Below are 25,016 nucleotides of genomic sequence, written 5' to 3'. Positions count from 1 at the left end.
CCGAATGCGAAATCTGGAACCCACTGTCCGAGAACGAAGCAGGCGGTCGCCTGCTCGATAAAAACCCATCGCCTGAAGGAATTAGATGGGTTGTCCGTGTTCAATACGAGTCTGGAAGACTTCCGGCCACCCACCACAGGTTGCCGGGAAGGCTGCTGTGCGCGACAAAAGATGGACGACCGGACTGGCGCCGCTCCCACTCAGCAGCAACACTCATCCCACGGACAATCAGAGGGTTCCCACATGCTATGGAGAAAAGGCCGACGCAGCGACAACGTCGTCGATGCCCGCGGAGATGATGTCGGCGGCGGTGGTGGCGGGATGCGTTTTGGTGGCGCCAAGGGCCTGAGCCTGACGGCGATTATCTTGATCGTCGGGATCGGCTGGATCACCGGCCAGGACCCGATGCAAATTCTCGGGCAACTGACCGGGCAAATGAGCGAGCAATCGGCACCGGCCCCGACTCAAACCCGCAAGGCGCCACCGGCTACTGATGAAGGAGCCGAGTTCGTGCGCTCGATCCTCGGCGATACCGAAGACACCTGGGGTCAGATTTTCCAGCAGGCCGGTCGTCAATATAAGGACCCGACCCTGGTGCTGTTCAGCGGCCGCGTCAACTCGGCCTGCGGTCTGGCCAGTTCGGCGACCGGTCCGTTCTATTGCCCGGCAGACCAGAAGGTCTACCTGGACATGAGTTTCTTCCAGGAAATGTCCCAACGTTTTTCCGCCGCTGGCGACTTCGCTCAGGCCTACGTGATCGCTCACGAAATCGGACACCATGTGCAGACCTTGCTCGGTGTTTCAGCGAAGATTCAGACCGCCCGCCAACAGGGTCGGCAGATGGAAGGCGACGGTGGTTTGCTGGTACGCCAGGAACTGCAGGCCGATTGCCTGGCCGGAGTCTGGGCCAATAATGCGCAGAAACGGCTGAACTGGCTGGAACCCGGTGACATAGAAGAAGCCTTGAACGCCGCCAATGCCATCGGCGATGACCGTTTGCAGCAACAAGGTCAGGGGCGCGTGGTCCCGGATTCATTTACTCATGGTACGTCGGCGCAAAGGGTGCGCTGGTTCAAAACCGGATTCGCGCAAGGCCAGGTCGGCCAGTGCGATACCTTTGCAGCGAAAAACCTATAAATGAATAAGTGGCTGTTAGCTCTACTGATCACCTGCGCAAGCGCCCAGGCTGCCGAGCATGCGGTCAAAGAGGTCAGCTCCGGACGCCTGCTGCTGACTGCCGGTGAAATCTCGGTGGGCATCGGCCCGGCGCCGACGAAAATCGAGCGTGTGCTGATCATCATCCATGGTCGATTGCGCAATGCCGATACCTATCGCCAGAGCGCCGTGCACGCGGCCGAACAGGCCGGGCAAACCGCGAGCACCTTGGTGCTCGCCCCGCAATTTCTCAATGAAACCGACGTCGCGGCCCATCCCGTGGCTGACAGCGTATTGCGCTGGCAGGGCAATGACTGGATGGCGGGCGGTTTATCCACCGCGCCGTTTTCCCTGAGCTCCTACGCGGCGCTCGACGAAATCATCGCCCGAATCGGCGACCGGAAACAGTTTCCGGACGTGAAGCAAATTGTCATCGCCGGTCACTCCGGCGGCGCTCAGGTGGTGCAGCGATATGCGTTGCTGGGCCACGATCAGCCAGCGCTCAAGGCGGCCGACATACAGGTGCGTTACGTCATTGCCAACCCGTCGTCTTATGCGTACTTCGATGAACGACGGCCGGTGGCGTTCAAACACGCCGGTTGCCCGAATTTCAATCGCTGGAAATATGGGCTGGCGGATTTACCCGCCTATGCCCAAGGGCTAACCGCCAAGCAGCTGGAGGAAAACTACGTCAAACGCGATGTCGTTTATCTACTCGGGCAGCAGGACAGCGACCCGAAGCAGCCGGCGCTGGATAAAAGCTGTGAGGCCCAAGCTCAGGGAGCCAATCGATTGGCTCGCGGGCGCAATTATTTTGCTTATCTGAAGCGGCTGCATCCTCAAGGTTTGAATCAGCAACTGATTGAAGTGCCCGGGGTCGGGCATGACGGGGATGGGATGTTTAACTCGCCGCAGGGGCAGAAGGCGTTGTTCGGTCAGTGAGTTTTTGTGGTGGCTGATCTGACGCCATCGCGAGCAGGCTCGCTCCCACTTATGACCGCATTCCAATGTGGGAGCGAGCCTGCTCGCGAAGGGGCCCTCAAGCTGACAACATTTCCCGCAACGCTACGCAATCGGCGGCATGCCAATCCGTCAATTCCGGCCAGGGATTATCCGGCAGGTTCACCAACACCGTCCGCGCCCCTGCCGCCCGACCGCAATCCAGATCAAAGCGGTAATCACCCACCATCACCATCTCACTGGCCGGGACATTCCAGGCCTGGGCCAACTTCAGCAAACCACCGGGATGCGGTTTTGGCGGCGCTTCATCACGGCCCAGTACATCCTCCACCGCAAAGCAGTCGGCCAGGCCGATCGCCTCTAGCGTGACATGTGCCAGTTCGCGCGCATTGCGCGTGAGAATGCCCAGGCGATAACCGCGCCCGGCCAGCTCACGCACCAGCTCTACCGCCCCCGGTGCCGCTTTCGAACCCAGAGCCAGGTCCCGTTCGTGTTCCAGCAACCACGCATGTTTGGCTGCAGCCTCATCGGCCGGCAGCGCGGCGAGGTGGGTCAGGATGTCGTCTTCGGCAGGAATCGCCAACGCCACGCGGATCGCCGCGAAGTCATGCACGGCCACCGTCAGGGTGCCGTCCATGTCGAACACCCAGTGCCGCACCTCGGCCAGGCTCATGCCCAATCCTTGCGGTGGCGAATCAGGCCTTCCTGAGTGACCGACGCCACCAGTTGCCCGGCGCGGTTGAACACGCTGCCACGGGAGAAACCGCGCGAGTTGCCCGCCCAAGGACTGTCCATCGCATACAGCAACCAGTCATCGGCACGCAGATCCTGATGGAACCACAGCGCGTGATCGAGGCTGGCGACCTGCATGTCTTTCTGCCAGACCGATTTGCCATGGGGCTGCATCGAGGTGGTCAGCAGACCGAAGTCCGAGGCGTAGGCCAGCAAGTATTTATGCAGTGCCGGAGAATCGGCCAACGCTCCGTCGGCGCGAAACCAGACGTATTTGATCGGATCGGACGGCTGCGGGTTGTAGGGATCTTTCTCGGTGATCGGTCGGAACTCGATCGGTTTCGGGCACAGAAATTTTTCGCGCATGTGCTCGGGAATCAGGTGCGCGCGCTGCTGAGTGAGTTCCAGCTCCGACGGCAGGTTCTCCGGGCCAACCACCGTCGGCATCTCGGCCTGGTGCTCGAAGCCTTTTTCGTCGTATTGGAACGACGCACTGCAGGTGAAAATCGGGTTGCCCTTCTGAATCGCCGTCACCCGACGGGTGCTGAAACTGCCGCCGTCGCGTACCCGATCAACCTGATAAACCACAGGCAACGCGGAATCGCCCGGACGCAGGAAATAGCCGTGCATCGAATGCACATGGCGGGCTTCTTCGACCGTCTGACTGGCCGCCGACAGGGACTGACCGATCACCTGACCACCGAACAGCTGACGAAAACCCAGGTCCTGGCTGCGGCCACGGAACAGGTTTTCTTCAATCGGTTCCAGGGTCAGCAGGTCAACCAGATCATCCAACACTTGGCTCATTCAGACTCTCCTCACACAACGCATGCCGCGCAGTCTTGGCTGCGACGGTCGATTCAATTTCTGGCCAGGGCCCGTGGGAGCCATTGTAAACGTCCGTGACCGCTTATCCATGCAAGGTTTGCAGCCATTGTTCACGGGTGATGCGGTACAGCGCATGGTGACGCAGGGGATGATCGGCCGCGAGCATCGGGTGGTCGAAATCATCGGCTGAATCATGGTGCATGCCGATGGCCTGCATGACTTTCTGCGATGGCATGTTGGTTTCGGTGGTGAAGGACACCACTTCTTTCAGCGCCAACCGGTCAAACCCGCAGCGCAGAGCGGTCCACGCCGCTTCACTGGCGTAGCCAAGGCCCCAGTGTTCGCGGGCCAGGCGCCAGCCGATTTCGGTGGCCGGGGTAAAGCGCGCGTCGAAGCCGACCTCTGCGAGCCCGGTAAAACCGATAAATGCCCCGGTGTCCTTGCGCTCCAGCGCCCAGAGACCGAAGCCATGTTCGACAAAATGGCCACGAATCCGTCCGATCAGCGAGGCACTTTCCAGACGACTCAAAGGCGCCGGAAAATATCGCATCACCTGTGGATCGGCGCACATCGCCGCAAACTCCGGCAAATCTTCATCGCGCCACTGCCGCAACAGCAGTCGCGCGCTCTCGAGTTCCAGTATCGGTTCCATCGTGCTCCCCCGTTCCCATGCCGCAAGTCTACATCGCTGGTAGGATCCTTCACTCATTCCTACCTACCGTCCTGTATAAATCAGCCATGCCCCTGCCCCTGATCTACCACGAAGACTACAGCCCCGAGTTCCCGGCGGATCACCGCTTCCCCATGGACAAGTTTCGCCTGTTGCGCGATCACCTGGTGGACAGCGGACTGACGCGCGACGCCGATCTCCTGCGCCCCGACCTCTGCCCGCCAGAGATTCTCGCGCTCGCTCATGACCCTGCGTATATCGAACGCTACATGGGCGGCGAGTTGTCCCGCGAAGACCAGCGGCGCCTCGGCCTGCCGTGGAGCGAAGCCCTGGCCCGGCGCACGGTGCGTGCGGTTGGCGGCTCGCTGCTGGCGGCCGAGCAGGCGCTGGAACATGGTTTGGCCTGTCACTTGGCCGGCGGCACCCATCACGCGCATTACGACCATCCTGCCGGGTTCTGCATCTTCAATGACCTGGCGGTGATCAGCCATTTCTTGCTGGAAAGCGGCCGTGTGAATCGGGTGCTGATCTTCGACTGCGATGTGCATCAGGGCGACGGGACTGCACGGATCCTGCACAACACCCCGGAAGCGGTGACCGTTTCCCTGCACTGCGAGAAGAACTTTCCTGCACGCAAAGCCGAAAGCGACTGGGACATTCCACTGCCCAAAGGCATGGGCGATGCCGATTACCTGAAGGTGGTGGACGATGCGCTCAATTATTTGCTGCCGCTTTACCAACCTGACCTGGTGTTGTACGACGCCGGCGTCGATGTGCATAAAGATGACGCGCTCGGCTACCTGAAGCTGACAGACGAAGGCGTCGCCGCTAGAGACGAAAGTGTTATGCGCCATTGCCTGGGCCGGGATATCCCGGTGGTCGGGGTAATCGGCGGCGGCTACAGCAAGGACCGCAAGGCGTTGGCGCGCCGTCATGGAATCCTGCATCACTGTGCGCAACGAGTCTGGCAGTCATCAGGTTGTCATTGAGGTGTGGGTCTTTACCCACAATGTCTGTGGAACTGCCTGTGGATAACCTGAGTGAAAGGTCCTACAGACCAGACCGCGTAGAGCCTACACCGCGGCGGTTACTTTTTAACCAGCCCGTCAAAACAACATAGAACCCCTGTGGGAGCGAGCTTGCTCGCGATGGCAATTTATCATTCAACATAGATGGTGAATGACACTCCGCTATCGCGAGCAAGCTCGCTCCCACAGGGATTTGTGCTGATAGAATGCGCGGCTTATCCAGCCATACCGCAGCGCATTCCATGACCCCATCCTCCTCAGCCCTCCCCCCTCACGTTGCCATCATCGGCGGCGGCCCTGCCGGTTTGATGGCGGCTGAAGTGCTGAGCCAGGCCGGGATCAAGGTTGATCTGTACGACGGCATGCCTTCAGTAGGGCGAAAATTCCTGCTGGCCGGCGTGGGTGGCATGAACATCACCCATTCCGAAGCCTACCCGGCATTTCTCTCACGCTACGCCGAACGCGCGCCGCAGATTGCGCCGCTGCTGCGTGGCTTCGGCGCCGATGCGCTGTGCCAATGGATTCATGACCTGGGCATCGAAACCTTTGTCGGCAGTTCCGGCCGAGTCTTTCCTACAGACATGAAAGCCGCCCCCCTGTTGCGTGCATGGCTCAAACGTCTGCGTGACAGCGGCGTTGTTATCCACACCCGTCACCGCTGGCTCGGCTGGGATGACAGCGGTGGATTGCGCATCGACAGCCCCGAGGGCGAAAAAACCGTCATGCCTGACGCAACCTTACTGGCCCTCGGCGGCGGCAGCTGGGCGCGCCTCGGTTCGGACGGCGCCTGGATGCTGCCACTGGAACAACACGGCGTAGGACTCGCGCCGCTGCAACCGAGTAATTGCGGCTTCGAGGTGCAGGCCTGGAGCGAGTTGATGGTCAGCAAATTCGCCGGCGCCCCGCTGAAAAACATTGCCATTGGCCTCAATGACGACGTGCCGCGGCTCGGGGAATGTGTGATCACGGCGACCGGGATTGAAGGCAGTTTGATCTACGCCTTGTCGGCGCCGATCCGCGAAGCCATCAATCAGCACGCCTCGGCAACCATTCACCTGGACCTGTTGCCGGGCAAGCCTGTGGATAAGGTTCAGGCTGCGCTGAGCAAACCACGCGGTTCACGCTCAATGTCGAAGCACTTGCACAGTCAGCTCGGGATCGATGGTGTGAAAGCGGCTCTGCTGCGCGAACTCACTCCGGCCGAATACTTCGCTGATCCGGCGCTGCTGGCCAAAGCGATCAAGGCGCTTCCACTGACACTGGTGAAAACCCGCCCACTGGACGAGGCCATAAGCAGTGCCGGTGGCGTGCTGTTCGAAGCGATGGATGAGCGCTTGATGCTCAAGCAACTGCCCGGCGTGTTCTGCGCGGGGGAAATGCTGGATTGGGAAGCGCCGACGGGGGGCTATCTGCTGACCGCGTGTTTCGCCAGTGGGCGAGCGGCAGGGCTGGGGATGGTGGAGTGGTTGAAGCACAAGGCTTGAAACCGAGTTAACCCCTTCGCGAGCAGGCTCGCTCCCACACTGGATCTGTGTCGTCCACAAATCCCCTGTGGGAGCGAGCCTGCTCGCGAAGGCGGCCTAACAGACGCCGCGTGTATTCAAGGCTTCTTCTTGCGCGGTCCTGTGTTAAACACCGGCACCTTGCGCACAGGTTTGATCGAAGGCTCCGGCGCCGACGCATCACCGCTCTCAACCCACTTACCCAGATTGCGTTTACCGCCACTGGAGGTCTTCGGCTTCTTCGGTTTTTTCGGCTTCTTGACGACCTGACCGCTGGCATCGGTGTCCGGCACCCGGTGCTCAGGCTCGAAGTCATGTTCCATCTGGCGAGGCAATGTCTGACGGGTCAACGTCTCGATGGCCGACAGCAGATTCACTTCATCAGCGCAGACCAGCGAAATCGCCTGCCCGGTTGCACCCGCGCGACCGGTACGGCCGATCCGGTGGATGTAGTCCTCAGCCACGATCGGCAGGTCGAAGTTGACCACCAATGGCAAATCTTCGATATCCAGACCACGGGCCGCAACGTCGGTGGCCACAAGAATCTGCACTTCACTGGCCTTGAAACGGTCCAGTGCACGCTGACGGGTTGCTTGAGGTTTGTCGCCGTGGATGCCGTCGGCATTGATGCCCAGACCCTGGAGTTTTTCCACCAGCGCGTCCACACCATTGCGGGTCTTGGCGAACACCAGCACCTGCTTCCACTTGCCCTTGCGCATCAAGTGAACGAACAGTTCAGGCTTGCGCTTCTTGTCCACCACCACCACCCATTGCTTGACGGTGCTGGCAGCGACGTTGCGCGGGCTGACTTCGATGCTCAGCGGATCGTTGAGCATTTGTCCGGCCAGCAAGCGGATCGCGTCGGAGAAGGTCGCGGAGAACAGCAGCGTCTGACGTTGCTTGGGCAGCACGCGGTAGATATTCCCCAGTTCCTCGGAGAAACCCAGATCGAGCATGCGATCGGCTTCGTCCAGAATCAGGGTTTGCAGCTGATTGAACTTGAGAGCCTTCTGGCGATACAGGTCGAGCAAACGACCCGGAGTCGCCACCAGCACGTCTACACCCTTGCGCAGCTTCATCATTTGCGGGTTGATGCTGACGCCGCCATACACCGCGTAAGTGCTCAACGGCAGATTCTCGGCGTACTGACGCACGGCTTCGTGAACCTGTTCGGCCAATTCGCGGGTCGGCACCAGGATCAGTGCGCGCACCGAGTTAGACGCCACTTTCGGCCCTTCCATGGCCAGCAATTGCAGGAGCGGCAGCGCGAAGCCGGCGGTCTTGCCAGTCCCGGTCTGGGCGGCGGCCATCAGGTCGCGACCGGCCAGCACCGCCGGAATGGCTTGCGCCTGAACCGGCGTCGGGGTCTGGTAGCCGAGCGTCTCGAGAGAGCGCAGCAAGGGTTCGATCAGGCCAAGGGAGGCGAAAGTCATGGGATTACCGTAGGAAAATTCAGCGCGGGTTTTTCAAAACAAGTGTGCAAAACAAGATGCAATGGCGCGCAGTTTACCCTAATTCACACGGGATTCTGTCTGCACCACGGCAGCAGGTCGTTCCGGCGCCCGGCGCCACTGCGGCAAACCGATCAACACCACGGCGCTGATGATCACCAACATGGCCAGCGCTTCTTCGATCCCGATGGTCTCGCCGACAAACACGATCCCCAGCAACACCGCCACCGCCGGGTTGACGTAGGCATAACTGGTGGCCGCCGCCGGCCGCACGTTTTTCAACAGATACATATAAGCGTTGAAAGCGATGATCGAACCGAAAAAGGTCAGGTAGGCCAAGGCCGCCCAGCCTTCGATCGGCGGCATGGCTTCCAGATGCTCACCACTCAGCGCACTGCCGATCAGCAGCGCTACGCCGCCCACCAACATTTCCACGGCACTCGCCATCGCGCCTTGGGGCAGCGGCAAGTGTTTGCTCCACACCGAACCGAAGGCCCAGGCCGCGGCGGCGAACACCAACAACGCCGCACCTAATGGGCTCGATTGCAGGTTGGAGCCGAGGTTGAGCATGGCGATGCCGATCAGCCCGAGCACAATCCCGGCCCATTCGAGACGGGTATTACGCGCGCCCCAAAAATAGCCACAGAGCAAGGTAAACAACGGCACCGTCGCCACCGCCAACGCCGCAACCCCGGACGCCACGCCCGTGTGCTCGGCCACGCTCACCGCGCCGTTACCAAAGCTGAGCAGCAAAATCCCGATGATCCCCGCCGCTTTCCACTGCGCCCACGTCGGCGCCGGTGCCCCGCGCCAGCGCAGGAACGCGTACATCAGCGTCCCGGCAATCACAAAGCGAATCCCGCCGAGCATCAATGGCGGCCAGTACTGCACGCCGATGCGAATGACCAGATAGGTCGAGCCCCAAATCACGTACAACGCGAAAAAGGCAGCGATCAACGGTAAGGGAAAACGACGTAAGCCAGGCATGGGGCAGCTCGAAAGGCAAGACAAGGAGATCGGATATTCTAGAAAGGCCAGGCCGTAAAAATAAGTTACAAAACCTGTTTATCGCACCGGTACACTTTTCAAAGCACGGAGATCAGCGCGATAAACCGTGTTTTCGAAAGTCATGTCATTTTCAGGAATCCCACGATGGACAAGTACGACCGCATGCTCCTCAGCGCCCTGTTGGAAAACGGTCGGGAGTCCTACGCCGAACTGGCGCGCAAAGTGAACCTGTCGGCCCCGGCCGTGGCCGAGCGCGTGGCCAAACTCGAAGCGTCCGGCGTCATCACCGGTTACCAGGCGAAAGTCGACATGTCGAGAATCGGCCTGCCGATCCAGTGCGTCATCGAACTGCGGCTGAACCAGCACGGCAACCAGAAGGCCTACGACGACCTGATCAAAATCCCGCAATTGACCGAGTGCCATCGGGTGACAGGCGATCCGTGCGTGATCATGCAAGCGGCGGTGGGGTCGATGCCGGAGCTGGAGGAGTTGATCAACCGGATTGCCAAGTTCGGGTTCAGCAAGACGTCGATTGTGTTGTCGAGCGCGATAGAGAAGCGCGTGCCGTTGGGGCAGTTGGAAGGAAATGGTAAATAGCGATCCCGTAGGAGCTGTCGAGTGAAACGAGGCTGCGATCTTTTGATTTTGCTCTTTAAAAACAAGATCAAAAGATCGCAGCCTCGTTTCACTCGACAGCTCCTACAGGGGGTCAGCGGTGTCGTCAGAATCCGCGAACGCCGCTGTATTCCGCGCCCAACAAACACGGCATATCTTTCAAACGAACCCAAGGCTCTGTCCGCCAATGCAGCAGGCTTAACGTCCCCCCCGCCCACTCCATCAAGCGCAAACTTGGCGTTTGATTCGAAGCAACCCCGCCACCGTCCCGCAGCATCGGCACCACGTGATGGGTGAGCCAACGTCGCAAATGCCGGTTCTCCGGGCAGTAGTGATAGACCAGCATCGCGTACACGCCGGATTCGCTCAGCATCAATGTTTCCTGGGGGGCGTCGCTTCCAGACAAACACATCATCCGGCGCTGGTCCGCATCAAGCTTGAGCGCGTACCGGCCGTTTATATCCACGCCCATTAACCGGCCGATATCTCGGGCGCAAAACCACGCCTCGGCATGCAGTAACAGTGCTTTTAGCTGGATGTGATGACGGATGAATGTTTGGGGGACGAAGTGAGCTTCTCTTGAAGCTGGTTGCACTATTTCGGACTGATCTGAGTCAGCACTGCTATCAGGGATATTGAGGGTAGCTTTGACCATGGGCGAATCTCCGAACCAAATATGCCTCCAACGATTCGGGCTTGCAGTCCCGGTTGCTGCATTGGCAGCAACGGTCAAAAGGTTATCGATGCCCCAGATGAGGGGCAAGACAGACATTCCCTAAAATTCGGTAGGACCGATCATCGAATCGGAGGCGTCGTTAAACACGAATCTAACGTCACAGGAGATCCAATGTGGGAGCGAGCTTGCTCGCGATAGCGATTTATCATCCAACATTGATGTCGACTGACACGGCGCCATCGCGAGCAAGCTCGCTCCCACAGGGGATTTGTGGTGTGTCATTCAGAGGATTTGTGGTGTTTTCAGTCAGAACCCGCGATGGCGCTTCAGGTGCTCATTGATCTTCGCCGCCGGCACTTTCTGCAAGCTCACCAACAGATCATGGGACAGCTCGCACAACCCGTGCTTCTGCCGCAACTCCTGGGCCAAATGCGCCGTCAGGTTGGCCGCCATCTCGGCATCGGCCATGGCCCGGTGAGCCTTGCCGGTGTGGGGCAGGTTGGCGAACGTGGTGAGGGTGCCGAGTTTGTGGTTCGGCGCGGCGGGCATCAAACGGCGGGCGAGGAGCAGCGAGCAGGCAAAGTTCTGCAAGCGTGTGCGTTTGATACGCCCCAGCTCAAAGTCCCAGAACTTCTGGTCGAACGCGGCGTTGTGCGCCAGCAGCGGGGTGATGCCGACGAATTCGTTGACTTCGTTCATCACCTGCTCGGCTGATGGTGCGGTGCGCAGCATGGCGTTGCTGATGCCGGTGAGTTGTTCGATGAAGGCCGGGACGCGCACGCCGGCATTCATCAGGCTTTGGTAACGCTCGACGATGCGCCCCTGTTCAAGGATCACCACGGCAATTTCCGTGGCCCGGCAGCTGCTGCTCGGGGAGATCCCGGTGGTTTCAAAGTCGATGACTGCTATGCGTTCCAAACCTGTTTCAACTCCGTAAAAATCAATTCTTGAGCAGCAACGCGCCTTCGATCGGCACGTAGCGGCTGGCGGCGCGGATCAGCGAGTTGGCCGTCAGGCCCGGCACGCCGTATGCCACGGCTTGCACCCCGTGCTTGGTGATGATGCGCTCCAGCAGCATGTCGAAATCACCGTCACCGGAGGCCAGCACCACTTCGTCGACATGATCGGCGGCGTCCATGATGTCGAGAGTGATGCCCACGTCCCAGTCACCCTTGGCCGAGCCATCGCTGCGCTGGATGTAGGGCTTGAGCTTCACAATGAAGCCGAGGTTGCGCAGGATCTGCTGGAATTGCTGTTGTTTGCTGTCGCCACGATCGATGGCGTAGGCATAGGCCTCGACGATCTCGCCCTGTTTGCTGATATCAGCCCACAGCGCCGCATAGTTGAAATGGCAACCATAGGCCTGACGCACGGTGTAATAGAGGTTTTGAACATCGGCGAACACTGCGATTTTTTTCACCGGTCATCCTCGTTGGCGCGCCGCAGCGCAGGCAGGATCAGGCACCAGGCCCGAAAAGTTGCCCAGTATGCCAGCCTGAAGGATTGTTCCGCGAATAATCGGCCCGGAGCGCCATAGCGCTCCGGACGAATGGCGTATCAGACGAAGGAATCGTCGTCGCCGCCGAAGAACGATGAACTGTCATCGCTGTAGTCGGCGTCGGTAAAGCCGCCCTGATCACTTGAGTTGTCAGCCACACGCTGATCATCGCCCGAGCCGTTGTCACCACTCTGATCGTTGACCTGAGCCGGTTCTTCCTTGATCACTTCAACCACTTCCGGCTGCTGATTGTGATGGAACAGGCTGCTGATGCCTTGCGCCAGCATCACGCCACCGGCCACACCGGCGGCGGTTTTCAGCGCACCACCGAGGAAACCGCTGCCGACAGGCTGTTGCGGGGCGTAGTTCTGCTGAGGCGGCGCCGCACCGAAGTTCTGTTGTGGCGACTGCGAATTGAACGACGGCCGCCCCGGTTCACGCCAGCCGCCACCACTCGAGGCGGGTGGGCTTTGGGTGGACGCTGGCTGCGGATCACGGGAACCGCCACCGAAAATGCTCGACAGGAAGCCACCGCTGCTCGGCGCCGGTGCAGCTGGCTGAGCCTTGGCCGATTGCAGTTCAGCCTCCAATTGCTGGACTTGCTGGGCGAGCTGTTTGTTTTGTTCGTCGAGGCTTTTGAGGGCGGCCTCTTGCACCAGAATCGCCTGGGTCATGAAATAGCCTGCCGCGGGCTGGCGAGTCAGGTGTTCCTTGATCCGCGCCTCGGCCTGGGCGTCGCGCGGGGCTGAGTCCGTTTCGGCCTGTTGCAGCCGGGAAAACAGTCCATCGATCAGGGTTTGTTCTTCGCTGTTCATGGCGACCTCGTAGATTGCCGGGAATATCTGCCCTATCCAGTGTGGACAAGGTACACCCCCGTAATGGAGGTTGATGCAGGATGTTTCAATGGTCTTTACCGAACGTTTACGTTTGCGCCCCAAAGCGCTTCATCGGTTAAAGTGGGCCACTGCTTTCAACCTGCGATACCGACTGATGAATTCGTTCGATGTACTGCGTGACTCTCTGTATTTCTTCAAGCGCAATCTGGGCCAGATCGTGCGGCTGTGCCTGCCGCTGGTGATCTTCGAGGCGTTGCTGCAACAAGTGGTCGATCACTCCACCGAGCCGGACAGCTTTCCCGGTATCAGCGTGATAGTCGGCTTGCTGGTTTATCCGCTGTACACCGCCGCGCTGATTCTGTTTCTCGATGCCCGCAGCCGTGGCGAATCACCGCGCAATCGCGACCTGCTGGCCATGTCCGCAACCCTGTGGCCACGCTTCGCCCTGCTCACCGCGCTCAACACCCTGTTGATCCTGATCGGCCTGTCGCTGTATTTCCTGCCGGGCATCTGGCTGATGGTGACCCTGGCGTTTGGCGAGTACCTGCTGGTGCTGCGCGGCTTCGCACCGCTGGCGGCGATGAAGGAAAGCCTGCGCCTGACCCGCGGCCATTTCCTGCGCATTCTGGTGTGCATTCTCTGTGTAATGGGCCCGTTGTGGGTGCTCAAGGGCGCGACCCTGGCGGTCTATCCCGAACCGCAGAACCCGGTGATTTCCCTGCTGATCGACAGCGCCCACAGCTTCCTGCAACTGTTCGTCAGCGTGGTGCTGTTCCGCTTGTTCATGCTGATCGGCGATGTACCGGAAAAGATTGATCGACCTCTCTGAAGAACGACGCGCCCCCCTGTAGCAGCTGGCGAAGCCTGCGTTCGGCTGCGAAGCAGTCGTAAATCCGGCGAGCGCGGTCTACCTGATTCACCGAGAGCACTGATTTTACGACTGCTTCGTCCGAACGCGGCCCGAGCCGAACGCAGGCTTCGCCAGCTGCTACAGGGTGCGTGTTTCGGCTAATTGATGGGCAGGCCGTTTCACTCTTGGGATTAAACCCGACGCTCGGTTATGCTCGGGGTCAACTTTTGTAACGCTATAAGCCGAGCCATGACCCGTCTACTGCGCTACACCCTGCTGGGCCTGTTGACCGTAACCGGCCTGATTGCCTTGCTGATCTACAACCTGACCTGGCGCCCCGAAGCCAAGGAAGCCTTGCCGGTCAGTTGCAACGCCCAGGCACCGACGCTGGTGCCCGGTCAGGCGCTGAAGGTGATGACCTGGAACGTCCAGTACCTGGCGGGAAAACGCTACGTGTTCTGGAATGACCTGGCGGCCGGCAATGACGAAAAACCCACGCCCGAAGACATGGCTTTCAGCCTCGATGAAGTGGCGCGGGTGATCCGCGACGAGCAACCGGACGTCGTGCTGTTGCAGGAGCTCGATGAAGGCGCCAAGGCCAGCGATTACCAAGACCAGTTCAAGCTGCTTCAGGAGCGAGTCGCGGACCTGTATCCGTGCAGCACTCACGCCTTCGACTGGAAAGCCGACTTCGTGCCTGAGCCGCACATTTTCGGCAGCGTCGGCCGGCAACTGGCCACCCTCAGCCGCTACCAGATCGAACACGCCGAACGCCTGCAATTACCGATTGCGCCGGCTAACTTCATCACCCGCCAGTTCAAACCGAAAAATGCCTTGTTGGTCACGTATCTGCCGTTGAGCGACGGCGGTCAGATAGCGGTGCTCAACACCCATCTGGACCGCATCATCCCGCCCGACGAAACGCTGCAATCTCAGGTGACGGCCACGGTCAAAGTCCTCGACAAGTTCGAAAGCCGCGGCACGCCGTGGTTGATCGGTGGGGACTTCAACCTGTTGCCGCTGGGGCAATTTCGACGCCTGCCCGACGAACAACGCACGCCCTACTCCGCCGACAGCGCGCTGCATGTGCTGTGGGACAAATACCCGATGATCCCGACCAACAGTGAAGCCAGCGGCATCGATCGGGCGCGGTGGTTGACCCATTACCCGAATGATCCGGGCTTGAACGGCCCGGACCGGACTGTCGACTACCTGTTCTACAGTCCGCGGATCAACCGGGTCGAGGCGACGGTGAGGCAGGACGACACCTTGCGGATCTCCGATCACCTGCCGGTGATCGCCCGTTTCCTCTTGCCGGCGGCGCCCTAACCTCCGCCCTATGCAAAACCTGTGGGAGCGAGCCTGCTCGCGAAAGCGGTGCGCCAGGCAACATCAACGTTGAATGTACTGCCGCCTTCGCGAGCAGGCTCGCTCCCACAGGGATAGATAGCGCACGGTCAATGTTCCTCTTCAAGCTCATCATGTAGCAGCCCGAAGATCTTGCGCTTCATGTCGATAAACGAGCGCTCCATCACCATGTCCAGGGTCCGTGGGCGTTCGATCGGCACGTCCAGAATCTGTTTGATCCGCCCAGGCCGAGCGCCCATCACGTAGACCCGGTCGCCCAGCAGAATCGCCTCGTCGATATCGTGGGTCACGAACAACACAGTCTTCTTGCTGTTGCCCCAGACCCGCAACAACAGCTGCTGCATTTGCAGGCGCGTCTGGCTGTCGAGCGCGCCGAAGGGTTCGTCCATCAGCAGGATTTGCGGATCGTTGGCCAGCGCCCGAGCAATGGCGACGCGCTGCATCATGCCGCCGGACAGCTGCTTGGCGTAGTTGTCGGCAAACCCGGTCAGGCCGACTTCGTTGACGTAGTAGTCGACGATCTCCTTGCGCTGGGCGGCCGCCATACCGCGACGCTTGAGGCCGAACTCGACGTTCTGCCGCACCGTCAGCCAGGGGAACAGCGTATAGCTCTGGAACACCATGCCGCGATCCGCACCCGGCCCTTGAACTTGCTGGCCACCAACGTAGATCTCGCCTTCCGTGGGCTCATTCAAACCCGCCGTGAGGTACAGCAGACTCGACTTGCCGCAGCCCGAAGGCCCCACCAGCACGGCGAATTGCTGATCCGGCACTTCGAACGACACCTTGTCCAGCGCGGTGAACACGCCACCGTCGGGCTTTTGATAGCGAAGGCTGACCTTGTCCACTTGCAGCCGTGGTGCGGCGTGCACCGGGGCGGCCTGTGACGTGACGAAACGAGGGTTGACGGCGCTTACTGAGCCCATGCGGCGATCCTCAGACGGAGAAAACGGAACAGTTGATCGGTGACCAGGCCCAGCAGGCCGATGATCGCGATTGCCAGGAAAATCACATCCACCTGAAAGCCGCGCATGGCTTTAAGGCTCAAGTAACCCAGACCACTTGAAGCCGCGACCAGCTCAGCGACCACCAGGTAAGTCCAGGCCCAGCCCATGGTCACGCGCAAGGTGTCGAGCACACCCGGTAATGACGCCGGAGCGATCACATGCAGCACCGCATCGCGACGGTTCGAGCCAAGGGTGTAAGAGGCGTTGATCAGGTCCTTGGAAATGCCTTTGGACACGTCCGCGATCATCACCAGTTGCTGGAAGAACACGCCGAAGATGATCACCGACACCCGCTGCTCCAGTCCGATACCAATCCACAGAATGAACAACGGTACGAACGAAGTGACCGGCAGGTAGCGGATGAAATTGACCATCGGCTCAAGGAACGCCTGAACGATACGGAAGCTGCCCATCAGCAACCCCAGTGGCACCGCCACCAGCGACGACACGATGAAGCCGACCATTACCACTTCGAGGCTGGCCCACACATGCAGACCGAGCGTGCCGTCGCGGCCCAGGCGCACGGCGGCCTCGACCACCGCACCCGGTGTCGGCAGGAACATGCCCGGCACCACGCCGCCGTAAGACAACCCGGCCCACAGGCCGACCAACAACACCCAGGCCAGACCGCTCGCGCTCCAGATCACCGACACCGGCAAACCGGTCTTGGGCGTGATGCAGCGGCTCAGCCATGAATTGCGCTTGAACATGCAAACCTCCTAGAGCGGGCTGACGAAGCGGTTGTCGATCAGGTCGTCATTGCTGACGTTGTAGGGTTTGCCCTGCAATTCACTGGCGGTCTCGTTGGCCAGTTTGATCAGCGGTTCGCTGTCGCCCGGCTTGCCCGGCGAGCCAAGGAGTTTCTCGCTCATGGCCTGATCGTAGAAGCGCACGCCCTGCGCGGCAGCGGCCAGTTCCTTCGGATCGGCGAGGTAACCGCCGACGCCTTTGGCCATGATTTTGTAAGCTTCTTGCGGATGATCCTTGGTGTACTGCACCGCCTTGTACAGACCGGCCACCAACGCCTTGACGTCTTCCGGCTGCTTCTCGATGACCGTGCAGTTGAGCGCGACCACGTCGACAATCACCCCCGGCGTGCTGCTGCTGTCGATCAGCACCTTGCCTTGTTGCTTGCTGCGAACCATCGACAGGTGCGGTTCCCACGTCACGGCAGCTGGCACGCGACCGGCGATGAACGCGGTGGCGGCGTCGTCAGCCGTCATGTTCTGCACGGTGATGTCGCTCATGGTCATGCCGTGCTTTTTCAGCAGGTAAGACAACCAGAACTGCGAGGTCGAACCTTCGTTCACCGCCACGGCTTTGCCTTTCAGCTCCTGCAGACTCTTGACGTCCTTGCCCACGAGTACACCGTCGCCACCATGGCTGTCGTCCAGTGCGGCCACCGCTTTGAAGCAGAATTGCGGGCGGTACTTGAGCACCTCGTCGATGGTCGACGCCGAGCCCGACAATTCGCCCGAGGCCTGCGCGGCCATGTACATCGACGCTTCTTCGACGACGGGTAATTCAACGGTCAAACCGTTTTCCTTGAAGTAGCCCAGGTCCTGAGCCAGGTAGAGCGTGCCGTAGCCGACCCATGTGGTGTGGCCGATAGAGAGGGTGCCGGCCTGGGCGCTGGTGGCGACCGTCGCGGCGATGGCGGTGACCGCCAGTGGATGTGCGAAGCGGGTAAGCAAGGACTTGATCATGGAGCACTCCCAAAGCTGTTGATTTAGTTTTGTCATGGGCAGTACGGCCAGCGGCCATGGAAATCGGCTGTCACCTGAGGTCTCTGATGGACCTTTCGGCGAGCAGCGTTTGGCTGACTGGCGAAGTCGATGTTGGCCCAAGGCCGGGATTAGGAAAATTAGGAAATATGTCGAGGCGAGCGATGAAAAAACTGGGTAGCGTGCGCCGTAAAAGGGCGGGATTGGCGGGGGTGCACGGGGAGAGTGCAAAGCGCTATCAAAAGCAAAAGATCGCAGCCTTCGGCAGCTCCTACATAGGAATGCGATCTCCTGTAGGAGCTGCCGAAGGCTGCGATCTTTTTAGGATCACACTAATTTCAGATCAGAGCCGGTCGTATTCCTGCGCCGTACGATCAACGGCTTTCAGGGTTTTGCCGACCAGTTCATCAACCTCTTCCCGACTGGCAATCAACGCCGGCGCCATGATCATCCGCCCCAACGTCGAGCGAATGATCACCCCCTCTTCAAAGCCAATCGTGCGGCAACGCCAGGCAATGTCGTTCTCATTGGCAAAGCGCTTGCGACTGGTTTTGTCCTCCGCCAATTGCAGCGCTGCCACCATGCCGACACCCTGAATATCGCCCACCAACGGGTGATTGCCGAACACCTCGCGCAAGCACTGTTGCAGGTACGGCCCGATGTCATCCTTGACCCGCGCCACCACCCCTTCATCGCGTAATGCCGTGAGGTTGGCGATGGCCACCGCCGCGGCCACCGGGTGCCCGGAGTAGGTCAAGCCGTGGGCAAACACCCCGCCCTGCTCCACCAGTACCTGAGCCATTTTCTTCGACAGAATCAGACCGCCCATGGGGATGTAACCCGAGGTCAAACCCTTGGCAATGGACAACGTATCCGGCTCGAAACCGAAGTGCTCGTGGGCGAACCATTCACCGGTACGACCGAAGCCGCCGATCACTTCGTCAGCGCACAACAGCACGTCGTATTTACGGCAGATCCGCTGAATTTCCGGCCAGTAACTCTCGGGTGGAAAGATCATCCCGCCAGCGCCCTGGAACGGTTCGGCGATAAACCCGGCGACCTTGTCCGCGCCGAGTTCGAGAATCTTCGCTTCCAGCTGCTGCGCCGCCCGCAGGCCAAATTCAGCCGGGGTCAGGTTGCCCTCGTGGGCGAAAAAGTACGGCTCATCGATGTGTTCGATGTCGGGAATCATGCCGCCCATTTCGTGCATGAATTTCATGCCACCGAGCGCCGTCGCCGCCAGGGTGGAACCGTGGTAACCGTTCCAGCGACCGATCATGATTTTCTTCTCGGGCTTGCCGAGGATCGTCCAGTAACGACGCACGGTGCGGATCAGCACCTCGTTGGCCTCGGAGCCGGAGTTGGTGTAGATCGCGTGGCTGTAGTGCCCCGGCAACAGGCTGAACAGCAACTCCGACAGCTCGATCACCTGCGGGTGAGTGGTGTGGAAAAACATGTTGTAGTACGGCAACTGCTCCAGTTGTCGGGATGCGGCGGCGGCCAGGTCCTTGCGCCCGTAACCGAGGTTGGTGCACCACAGCCCGGACATGCCGTCGAGGTAACGCCGACCATCGTTGTCCCACAGGTGCAGACGCTCGCCACGGACCATCACTCGAGGCCCTTCATCGTTGAGCGCTTTTTGATCGACGAATGCGTGGATGTGGTGCGCAGCATCGGCGGCCTGGTAGTCGCGGGTTTCACGTGGTGTGGTCATCGCCAGTTCTCCGTTTTGTTATTAGCGGCTGTTATGAGCGCAGCTGAAACCAGGTGGTCTTCAACTGGGTGTATTTATCGAATGAATGCAGCGACAGGTCGCGGCCGAAACCGGATTGTTTGCCGCCACCGAAAGGCACGGTCACATCCAGCGCATCGACGCTGTTGACCGACACCGTGCCGGCTCGCAATTGCCGCGCCACGCGGTGGGCGCGGTTGAGGTCGTCGGTCCACAGCGACGCGGCCAAACCGTAGACGCTGTCGTTGGCCAGTTGCAAGGCGTGGGCCTCATCATCGAACGCCGTGACCGCCAGCACCGGGCCGAACACCTCATCGCGAAACAGCGGCATGTCCGGCGTCACGCCGGTGAAAATGGTCGGCTGAATGAAGTTGTCGGAGCCGTTGAAAATCGACTGTCGACCGCCACAAAGCTTCGTTGCACCTTGGCGTTCGGCCTGCTGGATAAACTTCATGATGCGTGCCGTCTGGCGGCTGTCGACAATCGCCCCGGCACGGCTCGACGGGTCCAGCGGATCACCCGGTTGCCAACGTTCGGCCTGCACTTTGAGGCGCTCGACGAACTCGTCATGAATCGAACACTCCACCAACAACCGCGAGTTGGCCGAGCACACTTCACCCTGATTGAAGAAGATCCCGAACGCAGCTTTCTCTGCAGCGAGGTCGAGGTCCTGACAATCAGCAAACACCAGATTGGCGCTCTTGCCGCCGCACTCCAGCCACACCTGTTTGAGGTTCGATTGCGCGGAGTACTGCATGAAATATTTGCCGACTTCGGTGGAGCCGGTGAACACCAGGCAATCGACGTCCGGATGCAGACCGAGGGCTTTGCCGGTCTGCTCGCCCAGCCCCGGCAACACGTTCAACACGCCTGCCGGCAGCCCGGCTTCCAGCGCCAGCTCGGCCAGACGCAGGGCGGAAAACGGTGACTGCTCGGCGGGTTTGAGGATCACCGAATTGCCCGCTGCCAACGCCGGTGCGAGTTTCCACGCGGCCATGTCCAGCGGGAAATTCCAGGGCACCACGGCAGCGACCACGCCCAGCGCTTCGCGGGTGATGGTCGCCAGCACGTTCTGTGCGCTCGGGGCGATCTGGTCATAGAGTTTGTCGAGGCTTTCGGCGTACCAGCGAAACACCCCGGCGGCGCCCGGTACGTCGATGTTGTAGGCGTCCATCACCGGTTTGCCCATGTTCAGCGAATCGAGCAGCGCCAGTTCTTCGCGGTGGGTCATGATCAGATCGGCCAGGCGCAACAGCACTTGCTTGCGCTCATTCGGCGAACGCGCCGACCAGGTTCCGGCCTCGAACACTTGCCGCGCATTGCGCACCGCGGCGTCCACGTCTTCATCGCCGCACGCGGCCACGTTGGCCAGGCACTGGCCGGTGGCGGGATTGATCGCGGCGAAGGTCTGCCCCGACTGCGCCGCACAGGGTCTGCCGTCGATCACGGCCTGATCGGGAAACCGCAGCGCAGCGGCTTTGTTTTGCCAGAATGTAAGCTCGAACACGTTCAGATGCTCCATGGGCTTTCTTGTGGATTGGATGGTGGCCCAGGCCTGTGTCCAGTAAAAATAGTAAAAATGTCTTCGCAGACCATGAAAAAACTGGGCAGCCGATCTCCCCGGTGGCGCGGTATGTGGTTATTGTTCAGGCACAACAACACCGTCGTCAGAACGGATGCAGTCGGCGCGAAAATTGCCTGGATGTCGACATCATCCACCCCGAGGTTTGCCGTGGCTGCCTACAACCTGCGTCAATTGAAGTACTTCATCACCACCGTCGAATGCGGCAGCGTCGCCGAGGCGTCGCGCAAGCTATACATCGCCCAACCGGCGATTTCCACGGCGATCAAAGGCCTGGAAGACAGCTTCGGCGTGCAACTGCTGATCCGGCATCACGCCCAAGGCGTGTCCTTGACCCCCAGCGGCGCACGCTTCTACCGCAAGGCCCAGGAACTGCTGCGCATGGCCAAGGAGTTCGAACAGAACGCCCTCGCCGACAACGACGTGGTGGCCGGGCAAATCGATATCGGTTGCTTCGAAACGGTCGCGCCGCTGTACCTGCCGCAGTTGATTGCCGGGTTCTCGGCGCTGTATCCGGGGGTGAAAATCCGTATCCGCGACGGCGAACAGCAAGAGCTGGTGCAAGGCCTGACCTCGGGCACCTTCGACCTGGCGATCCTGTATGAACACGACCTCGACGCCACCATCCAGACCGAACCCCTGATGCCGGCGCAACGACCTTATGCGTTGCTGCCGGCGGATCATCGTTTTGCTCAGCTCAAGCAAGTGTCGCTGCGTGATCTGTGCCTGGAGCCGATGATTTTGCTGGACGTGCAACCGAGCCGGACCTATTTCGTCAGCCTGTTCGAAGAGTTGGGGCTGACGCCGAATATCGCCTTCAGCTCACCGTCGATCGAGATGGTCCGGGGCATGGTCGGGCAAGGGTTCGGCTTCTCGATCCTGGTCACCCGGCCGCACTCGGAATGCACCTATGACGGCCAGAAAGTGGTGTGCGTGGACATCGTCGAAGACGTCACCGGCTCAGGGCTGGTGGCAGCGTGGTTGAAGCGCGGGCAGTTGACCAAACCGGCGCAGCTGTTTGCCGATTATTGTCGGGAGCAGTTGACGGCCAAGGCTGCCTCTTGAGCATCAACGTCAAAAGATCGCAGCCTCGTTTCACTCGACAGCTCCTACAAGGGATTCGCGGTACATGTAGGAGCTGTCGAGTGAAACGAGGCTGCGATCTTTTGATCTTCAGCTTTTACGGGGTTTGATCCGCGCGGTCGCTTCGGCCACCAGCGGATCATCCGGCCAGTAGTGCTTTGGATACCGCCCTTTCAAATCCTTCTTCACCTCGGCATACGTGCTACGCCAGAAGTTCGCCAGATCCTGTGTCACCTGCACCGGCCGTCGCGCCGGGGACAGCAGATGCAGTTTGACCACCTGCCGGCCACCGGCAATCCGCGGGGTCTCGGCCAGGCCGAACAACTCCTGCAACCGCACCGCCAGAATCGGTGGCTGCTCGCTGTAGTCCAGACGAATCGACGAACCGGACGGCACGCTCAAATGATGCGGCGCCAGCTCATCGAGCCGCTGCGGCAGCGGCCACGGCAACAGGTTATGGACGATGCTCGACAGGTCCAGATTGGCGAAGTGACTGAGCCGCGAGACTTTGCCCAGATACGGCATCAGCCAATGTTCGAGGCTTTTGAGCAGGGCGGCGTCGCTGACATCTGGCCATTCGCTCTCACCCTTGCTACCGAGATCCAACTGCCGCAACAACGCCACCCGCGCCTGCCATTGACGCAGCTCCGGGGTCCACGGCAACAGCTCCAGACCTTTACGCCTTACCAGATTGATCAACGCCTGACTGCGCGCGGTTTCATCGAGACCGGTCAACGGCTCGCGGCTGAGGATCAACTCACCGACCTTACGCTGACGCTCGGCCCGCAACACGCCTTCACGCTCATCCCAATCCAGTTGATCGACGCAGCGTACCTGTTCGGCCAGCACTGAATCAAACAGCGCCGGATCGAAATCCGCCGCCAGATAAATCCGCTCTTCACGCTGGCCCTGACGGCTGCCGAGATCGGCGATCACCAGCCACGGTTGCTTCATCAAACTGTCGGCCTCGGCAAACAACGCCGCACGGCCATTGGCCAACCGATACTCCGCGCCACCGGCCCGGCGCTGCTGGGCAACGCGGTCGGGATAGGCCAACGCCAACAGCGCGCCGAGCCAGCGCGGATGATCCGGATCGCTGACCGGTTCCGACGCTTTACCCCGCAGGTAACCACGATACTGCCGCGCCAATTGCCGGGCACGTTGCACGCCGCCCTGAGCGCCGCGTGTGGCGCGTTCTTCGCCGGACAACAGCACCAATCGGCTGTGCAGATCCGCCCCGGCGCCCCGCAAAATATCTCGCTCGCCGAGCAAGGCCGCGACGTCGCAGGCCATGTTGGCCAAGCCGAGCGCCTGACCGCGCAACAGCAAATGCGCGATACGTGGATGCGCCGGCAGTTCGGCCATGGCCTGACCGTGACGGGTCAGCGCTTCGCCGTCCAATGCGCCCAGGCGATCAAGCAGGTCCTGAGCCTGTGCATAAGCGGCCGCGGGCGGTACGTCGAGCCACACCAATTGCCCCGGTGTCACGCCCCAGCGGCCGAGCTGTAACGCTAATCCGGCAAGATCCGCCGAGAGAATTTCCGCGCTGGCGTAGGCCGCCAATTGTTCGTGCTGATCCTGCGACCACAACCGATAACACACGCCCGGTTCCAACCGCCCTGCCCGGCCCGCGCGCTGAGTAGCACTGGCTTTGGAAATACGCTGAGTATCGAGGCGGGCCATGCCGCTGCCGGGGTCGAAACGTGGCACCCGTGCCAGCCCGGCATCGATCACCACGCGTACGCCGTCGATGGTCAGACTGGTCTCGGCAATGTTGGTCGCCAGCACCACTTTGCGTTTGCCGGCGGGGGCCGGATCGATTGCGGCGCGTTGGGCGGCGAGGTCCAGTTCACCGTGCAACGGGCAGAGCAGAACTTGCGTGCTCTCGCCCAGTGCGTCGGCGAGTTGCTGATGCACCCGACGGATTTCCGCCTGCCCCGGCAGGAACACCAGCACGCTGCCGGTTTCGTCATTCAGTGCTTCGAGAATGGTCTGCACCAGACGCGGCTCGATGAATTCACCGGGCTGGAACGGCCGACCCCAGCGCATCGCCACCGGGTACATGCGGCCTTCGCTGCGCAGGATCGGCGCGTCATCGAGCAACCCGGCCAGGCGTTCGCCTTCCAGGGTTGCCGACATCAACAGAATCTTCAGCGGTTGATCGTCACGAAACAGCTCGCGGCCATTCAGGCTCAAGGCCAGCGCCAGATCGGCGTCGAGGCTACGCTCGTGGAATTCGTCGAAGATCAGCAGGCCAACGCCTTCGAGCGCCGGGTCGTCCTGCAAGCGTCGAGTCAGAATCCCTTCGGTGACCACTTCGATGCGGGTGTTGGGGCCGACTTTGCTGTCGAGACGAATGCGATAGCCGACGGTTTCGCCGACTTTCTCGCCCAGCTCACTGGCCAGACGCTCCGCCGCCGCCCGCGCAGCCAAACGGCGCGGTTCAAGCATCAGAATGGTCTGCCCGGCCAACCAGGGCTCATTGAGCAAGGCCAGTGGCACGCGGGTGGTTTTACCGGCGCCGGGCGGTGCTTCGAGCACGGCTTCGTGGCGTGTAGCCAAGGCTTCACGCAGGGCGGGTAAAACTTCATCAATCGGCAAAGAAATCATGCTGGCTCCAAAACAGAGCGGCGAGTATAACGGCGAACTGCTCGGCGTTAATGACGGTCCTAATTCATACAGGCGTCCTTTCGTTTTGAAATTACCCAGGA

The 25,016-nt window shown here is 60.6% G+C and carries 23 protein-coding genes; 8 read left to right on the top strand and 15 right to left on the bottom strand.

What is annotated here, in order from left to right; all coding sequences use genetic code 11:
* Window positions 1-243 precede the first annotated feature (243 nt).
* Together ypfJ and EAH74_RS21565 are read left to right on the top strand one after the other, a co-directional pair.
* Complete coding sequence (gene ypfJ / locus EAH74_RS21570) at window positions 244-1,137, top strand: KPN_02809 family neutral zinc metallopeptidase (RefSeq protein WP_140680955.1); 894 nt, start codon at window positions 244-246, stop codon at window positions 1,135-1,137.
* On the top strand, window positions 1,138-2,097 hold the full coding sequence (locus EAH74_RS21565; RefSeq protein WP_140680953.1) for an alpha/beta fold hydrolase: 960 nt from the start codon (window positions 1,138-1,140) through the stop codon (window positions 2,095-2,097).
* A gap of 97 nt (window positions 2,098-2,194) precedes the next feature.
* On the opposite strand, the gene EAH74_RS21560 is transcribed toward EAH74_RS21565, so the two are convergent.
* From EAH74_RS21560 to EAH74_RS21550, 3 genes are all read right to left on the bottom strand, one after another.
* Entirely contained in the window at window positions 2,195-2,788 is a 594-nt protein-coding gene (locus tag EAH74_RS21560) for an HAD family hydrolase (RefSeq protein ID WP_046056569.1), read from the bottom strand.
* On the bottom strand, window positions 2,785-3,654 hold the full coding sequence (tesB, locus tag EAH74_RS21555) for an acyl-CoA thioesterase II (RefSeq protein ID WP_140680951.1): 870 nt from the start codon (window positions 3,652-3,654) through the stop codon (window positions 2,785-2,787). Before tesB ends, EAH74_RS21560 begins: the two co-directional genes overlap by 4 nt.
* A gap of 103 nt (window positions 3,655-3,757) precedes the next feature.
* On the bottom strand, window positions 3,758-4,327 hold the full coding sequence (locus EAH74_RS21550; protein ID WP_140680949.1) for a GNAT family N-acetyltransferase: 570 nt from the start codon (window positions 4,325-4,327) through the stop codon (window positions 3,758-3,760).
* An 86-nt stretch (window positions 4,328-4,413) separates the two neighbouring features.
* On the opposite strand from EAH74_RS21550, the gene EAH74_RS21545 reads away from it, so the two are divergent.
* Entirely contained in the window at window positions 4,414-5,334 is a 921-nt protein-coding gene (locus EAH74_RS21545; RefSeq protein WP_140680947.1) for a histone deacetylase family protein, read from the top strand.
* Between the two features lie 281 nt (window positions 5,335-5,615).
* Window positions 5,616-6,857 carry a TIGR03862 family flavoprotein gene (locus EAH74_RS21535; protein ID WP_193560140.1) on the top strand — a complete coding sequence of 414 codons (1,242 nt, stop codon included), beginning with the start codon at window positions 5,616-5,618 and terminating at the stop codon, window positions 6,855-6,857.
* Between the two features lie 116 nt (window positions 6,858-6,973).
* Here the strand turns inward: EAH74_RS21535 and EAH74_RS21530 are convergent, their stop codons facing one another.
* A complete protein-coding gene (locus tag EAH74_RS21530) occupies window positions 6,974-8,308 on the bottom strand; it encodes a DEAD/DEAH box helicase (protein WP_140680943.1) in 1,335 nt (444 codons plus the stop codon).
* Between the two features lie 78 nt (window positions 8,309-8,386).
* Entirely contained in the window at window positions 8,387-9,313 is a 927-nt protein-coding gene (gene yedA, locus EAH74_RS21525; RefSeq protein ID WP_140680941.1) for a drug/metabolite exporter YedA, read from the bottom strand.
* 165 nt (window positions 9,314-9,478) lie between these two features.
* On the opposite strand from yedA, the gene EAH74_RS21520 reads away from it, so the two are divergent.
* Complete coding sequence (locus EAH74_RS21520) at window positions 9,479-9,931, top strand: Lrp/AsnC family transcriptional regulator (RefSeq protein WP_140680939.1); 453 nt, start codon at window positions 9,479-9,481, stop codon at window positions 9,929-9,931.
* 124 nt (window positions 9,932-10,055) lie between these two features.
* Here EAH74_RS21520 and EAH74_RS21515 read toward each other — a convergent pair whose 3' ends face one another.
* The 4 genes from EAH74_RS21515 to EAH74_RS21500 all read right to left on the bottom strand — a co-directional run bounded on the left by EAH74_RS21515 (window position 10,056) and on the right by EAH74_RS21500 (window position 12,938).
* Window positions 10,056-10,604 (bottom strand): BRO-N domain-containing protein, encoded by a 549-nt coding sequence (locus EAH74_RS21515; RefSeq protein WP_140680937.1) that lies wholly within the window; start codon window positions 10,602-10,604, stop codon window positions 10,056-10,058.
* Between the two features lie 327 nt (window positions 10,605-10,931).
* Window positions 10,932-11,543: a 3'-5' exonuclease gene (locus tag EAH74_RS21510; RefSeq protein WP_140680935.1), complete on the bottom strand. Its 612-nt coding sequence runs from the start codon at window positions 11,541-11,543 to the stop codon at window positions 10,932-10,934.
* Window positions 11,544-11,565: 22 nt separating this feature from the next.
* Window positions 11,566-12,045 (bottom strand): NYN domain-containing protein, encoded by a 480-nt coding sequence (locus EAH74_RS21505; RefSeq protein ID WP_010467410.1) that lies wholly within the window; start codon window positions 12,043-12,045, stop codon window positions 11,566-11,568.
* Between the two features lie 137 nt (window positions 12,046-12,182).
* The gene (locus EAH74_RS21500) at window positions 12,183-12,938 is read right to left on the bottom strand and encodes a DUF2076 domain-containing protein (protein WP_140680933.1); all 756 of its coding nucleotides are present in this window, start codon (window positions 12,936-12,938) and stop codon (window positions 12,183-12,185) included.
* A gap of 175 nt (window positions 12,939-13,113) precedes the next feature.
* Here EAH74_RS21500 and EAH74_RS21495 point away from each other — a divergent pair, with 175 nt between their 5' ends.
* Together EAH74_RS21495 and EAH74_RS21490 are read left to right on the top strand one after the other, a co-directional pair.
* On the top strand, window positions 13,114-13,788 hold the full coding sequence (locus tag EAH74_RS21495) for a YciC family protein (protein ID WP_140680931.1): 675 nt from the start codon (window positions 13,114-13,116) through the stop codon (window positions 13,786-13,788).
* Between the two features lie 270 nt (window positions 13,789-14,058).
* Window positions 14,059-15,138, top strand: a complete 1,080-nt coding sequence (locus tag EAH74_RS21490; protein ID WP_140680929.1) for an endonuclease/exonuclease/phosphatase family protein — start codon at window positions 14,059-14,061, stop codon at window positions 15,136-15,138.
* Between the two features lie 128 nt (window positions 15,139-15,266).
* Here the strand turns inward: EAH74_RS21490 and EAH74_RS21485 are convergent, their stop codons facing one another.
* The 5 genes from EAH74_RS21485 to EAH74_RS21465 all read right to left on the bottom strand — a co-directional run bounded on the left by EAH74_RS21485 (window position 15,267) and on the right by EAH74_RS21465 (window position 21,147).
* Window positions 15,267-16,103: an ABC transporter ATP-binding protein gene (locus EAH74_RS21485; RefSeq protein ID WP_140680927.1), complete on the bottom strand. Its 837-nt coding sequence runs from the start codon at window positions 16,101-16,103 to the stop codon at window positions 15,267-15,269.
* Window positions 16,091-16,894: an ABC transporter permease gene (locus EAH74_RS21480; protein ID WP_111451147.1), complete on the bottom strand. Its 804-nt coding sequence runs from the start codon at window positions 16,892-16,894 to the stop codon at window positions 16,091-16,093. The genes EAH74_RS21485 and EAH74_RS21480 overlap by 13 nt, the downstream gene beginning before the upstream one ends.
* 9 nt (window positions 16,895-16,903) lie before the next feature.
* Complete coding sequence (locus EAH74_RS21475; RefSeq protein WP_140680925.1) at window positions 16,904-17,890, bottom strand: ABC transporter substrate-binding protein; 987 nt, start codon at window positions 17,888-17,890, stop codon at window positions 16,904-16,906.
* Between the two features lie 361 nt (window positions 17,891-18,251).
* Window positions 18,252-19,622, bottom strand: a complete 1,371-nt coding sequence (locus EAH74_RS21470) for an aspartate aminotransferase family protein (RefSeq protein ID WP_140680923.1) — start codon at window positions 19,620-19,622, stop codon at window positions 18,252-18,254.
* A 31-nt stretch (window positions 19,623-19,653) separates the two neighbouring features.
* Window positions 19,654-21,147, bottom strand: a complete 1,494-nt coding sequence (locus EAH74_RS21465) for an aldehyde dehydrogenase (RefSeq protein ID WP_140680921.1) — start codon at window positions 21,145-21,147, stop codon at window positions 19,654-19,656.
* A 225-nt stretch (window positions 21,148-21,372) separates the two neighbouring features.
* Between EAH74_RS21465 and EAH74_RS21460 the strand changes: the two genes are divergently transcribed.
* Window positions 21,373-22,287: a LysR substrate-binding domain-containing protein gene (locus tag EAH74_RS21460; RefSeq protein ID WP_095130716.1), complete on the top strand. Its 915-nt coding sequence runs from the start codon at window positions 21,373-21,375 to the stop codon at window positions 22,285-22,287.
* A 108-nt stretch (window positions 22,288-22,395) separates the two neighbouring features.
* Here EAH74_RS21460 and hrpB read toward each other — a convergent pair whose 3' ends face one another.
* Window positions 22,396-24,915: an ATP-dependent helicase HrpB gene (hrpB, locus tag EAH74_RS21455; protein ID WP_140680919.1), complete on the bottom strand. Its 2,520-nt coding sequence runs from the start codon at window positions 24,913-24,915 to the stop codon at window positions 22,396-22,398.
* Window positions 24,916-25,016 lie beyond the last annotated feature (101 nt).

Source organism: Pseudomonas mandelii (genome assembly GCF_006438925.1).
GTDB lineage: Bacteria > Pseudomonadota > Gammaproteobacteria > Pseudomonadales > Pseudomonadaceae > Aquipseudomonas > Aquipseudomonas mandelii_C.
The sequence above is the reverse complement of the archived record's forward strand: the minus strand, read 5'-3'. Positions and strand labels throughout refer to the sequence as shown.

What these genes read in the sequence shown, in the direction of transcription:
- ypfJ (WP_140680955.1), top strand. Translation starts at nt 244, where the DNA reads ATGCTATGGAGAAAAGGCCGACGCAGCGACAACGTCGTCGATGCCCGC.
- EAH74_RS21565 (WP_140680953.1), top strand. Translation starts at nt 1,138, where the DNA reads ATGAATAAGTGGCTGTTAGCTCTACTGATCACCTGCGCAAGCGCCCAG.
- EAH74_RS21560 (WP_046056569.1), bottom strand. Translation starts at nt 2,788, where the DNA reads ATGAGCCTGGCCGAGGTGCGGCACTGGGTGTTCGACATGGACGGCACC.
- tesB (WP_140680951.1), bottom strand. Translation starts at nt 3,654, where the DNA reads ATGAGCCAAGTGTTGGATGATCTGGTTGACCTGCTGACCCTGGAACCG.
- EAH74_RS21550 (WP_140680949.1), bottom strand. Translation starts at nt 4,327, where the DNA reads ATGGAACCGATACTGGAACTCGAGAGCGCGCGACTGCTGTTGCGGCAG.
- EAH74_RS21545 (WP_140680947.1), top strand. Translation starts at nt 4,414, where the DNA reads ATGCCCCTGCCCCTGATCTACCACGAAGACTACAGCCCCGAGTTCCCG.
- EAH74_RS21535 (WP_193560140.1), top strand. Translation starts at nt 5,616, where the DNA reads ATGACCCCATCCTCCTCAGCCCTCCCCCCTCACGTTGCCATCATCGGC.
- EAH74_RS21530 (WP_140680943.1), bottom strand. Translation starts at nt 8,308, where the DNA reads ATGACTTTCGCCTCCCTTGGCCTGATCGAACCCTTGCTGCGCTCTCTC.
- yedA (WP_140680941.1), bottom strand. Translation starts at nt 9,313, where the DNA reads ATGCCTGGCTTACGTCGTTTTCCCTTACCGTTGATCGCTGCCTTTTTC.
- EAH74_RS21520 (WP_140680939.1), top strand. Translation starts at nt 9,479, where the DNA reads ATGGACAAGTACGACCGCATGCTCCTCAGCGCCCTGTTGGAAAACGGT.
- EAH74_RS21515 (WP_140680937.1), bottom strand. Translation starts at nt 10,604, where the DNA reads ATGGTCAAAGCTACCCTCAATATCCCTGATAGCAGTGCTGACTCAGAT.
- EAH74_RS21500 (WP_140680933.1), bottom strand. Translation starts at nt 12,938, where the DNA reads ATGAACAGCGAAGAACAAACCCTGATCGATGGACTGTTTTCCCGGCTG.
- EAH74_RS21495 (WP_140680931.1), top strand. Translation starts at nt 13,114, where the DNA reads ATGAATTCGTTCGATGTACTGCGTGACTCTCTGTATTTCTTCAAGCGC.
- EAH74_RS21490 (WP_140680929.1), top strand. Translation starts at nt 14,059, where the DNA reads ATGACCCGTCTACTGCGCTACACCCTGCTGGGCCTGTTGACCGTAACC.
- EAH74_RS21485 (WP_140680927.1), bottom strand. Translation starts at nt 16,103, where the DNA reads ATGGGCTCAGTAAGCGCCGTCAACCCTCGTTTCGTCACGTCACAGGCC.
- EAH74_RS21480 (WP_111451147.1), bottom strand. Translation starts at nt 16,894, where the DNA reads ATGTTCAAGCGCAATTCATGGCTGAGCCGCTGCATCACGCCCAAGACC.
- EAH74_RS21475 (WP_140680925.1), bottom strand. Translation starts at nt 17,890, where the DNA reads ATGATCAAGTCCTTGCTTACCCGCTTCGCACATCCACTGGCGGTCACC.
- EAH74_RS21470 (WP_140680923.1), bottom strand. Translation starts at nt 19,622, where the DNA reads ATGACCACACCACGTGAAACCCGCGACTACCAGGCCGCCGATGCTGCG.
- hrpB (WP_140680919.1), bottom strand. Translation starts at nt 24,915, where the DNA reads ATGATTTCTTTGCCGATTGATGAAGTTTTACCCGCCCTGCGTGAAGCC.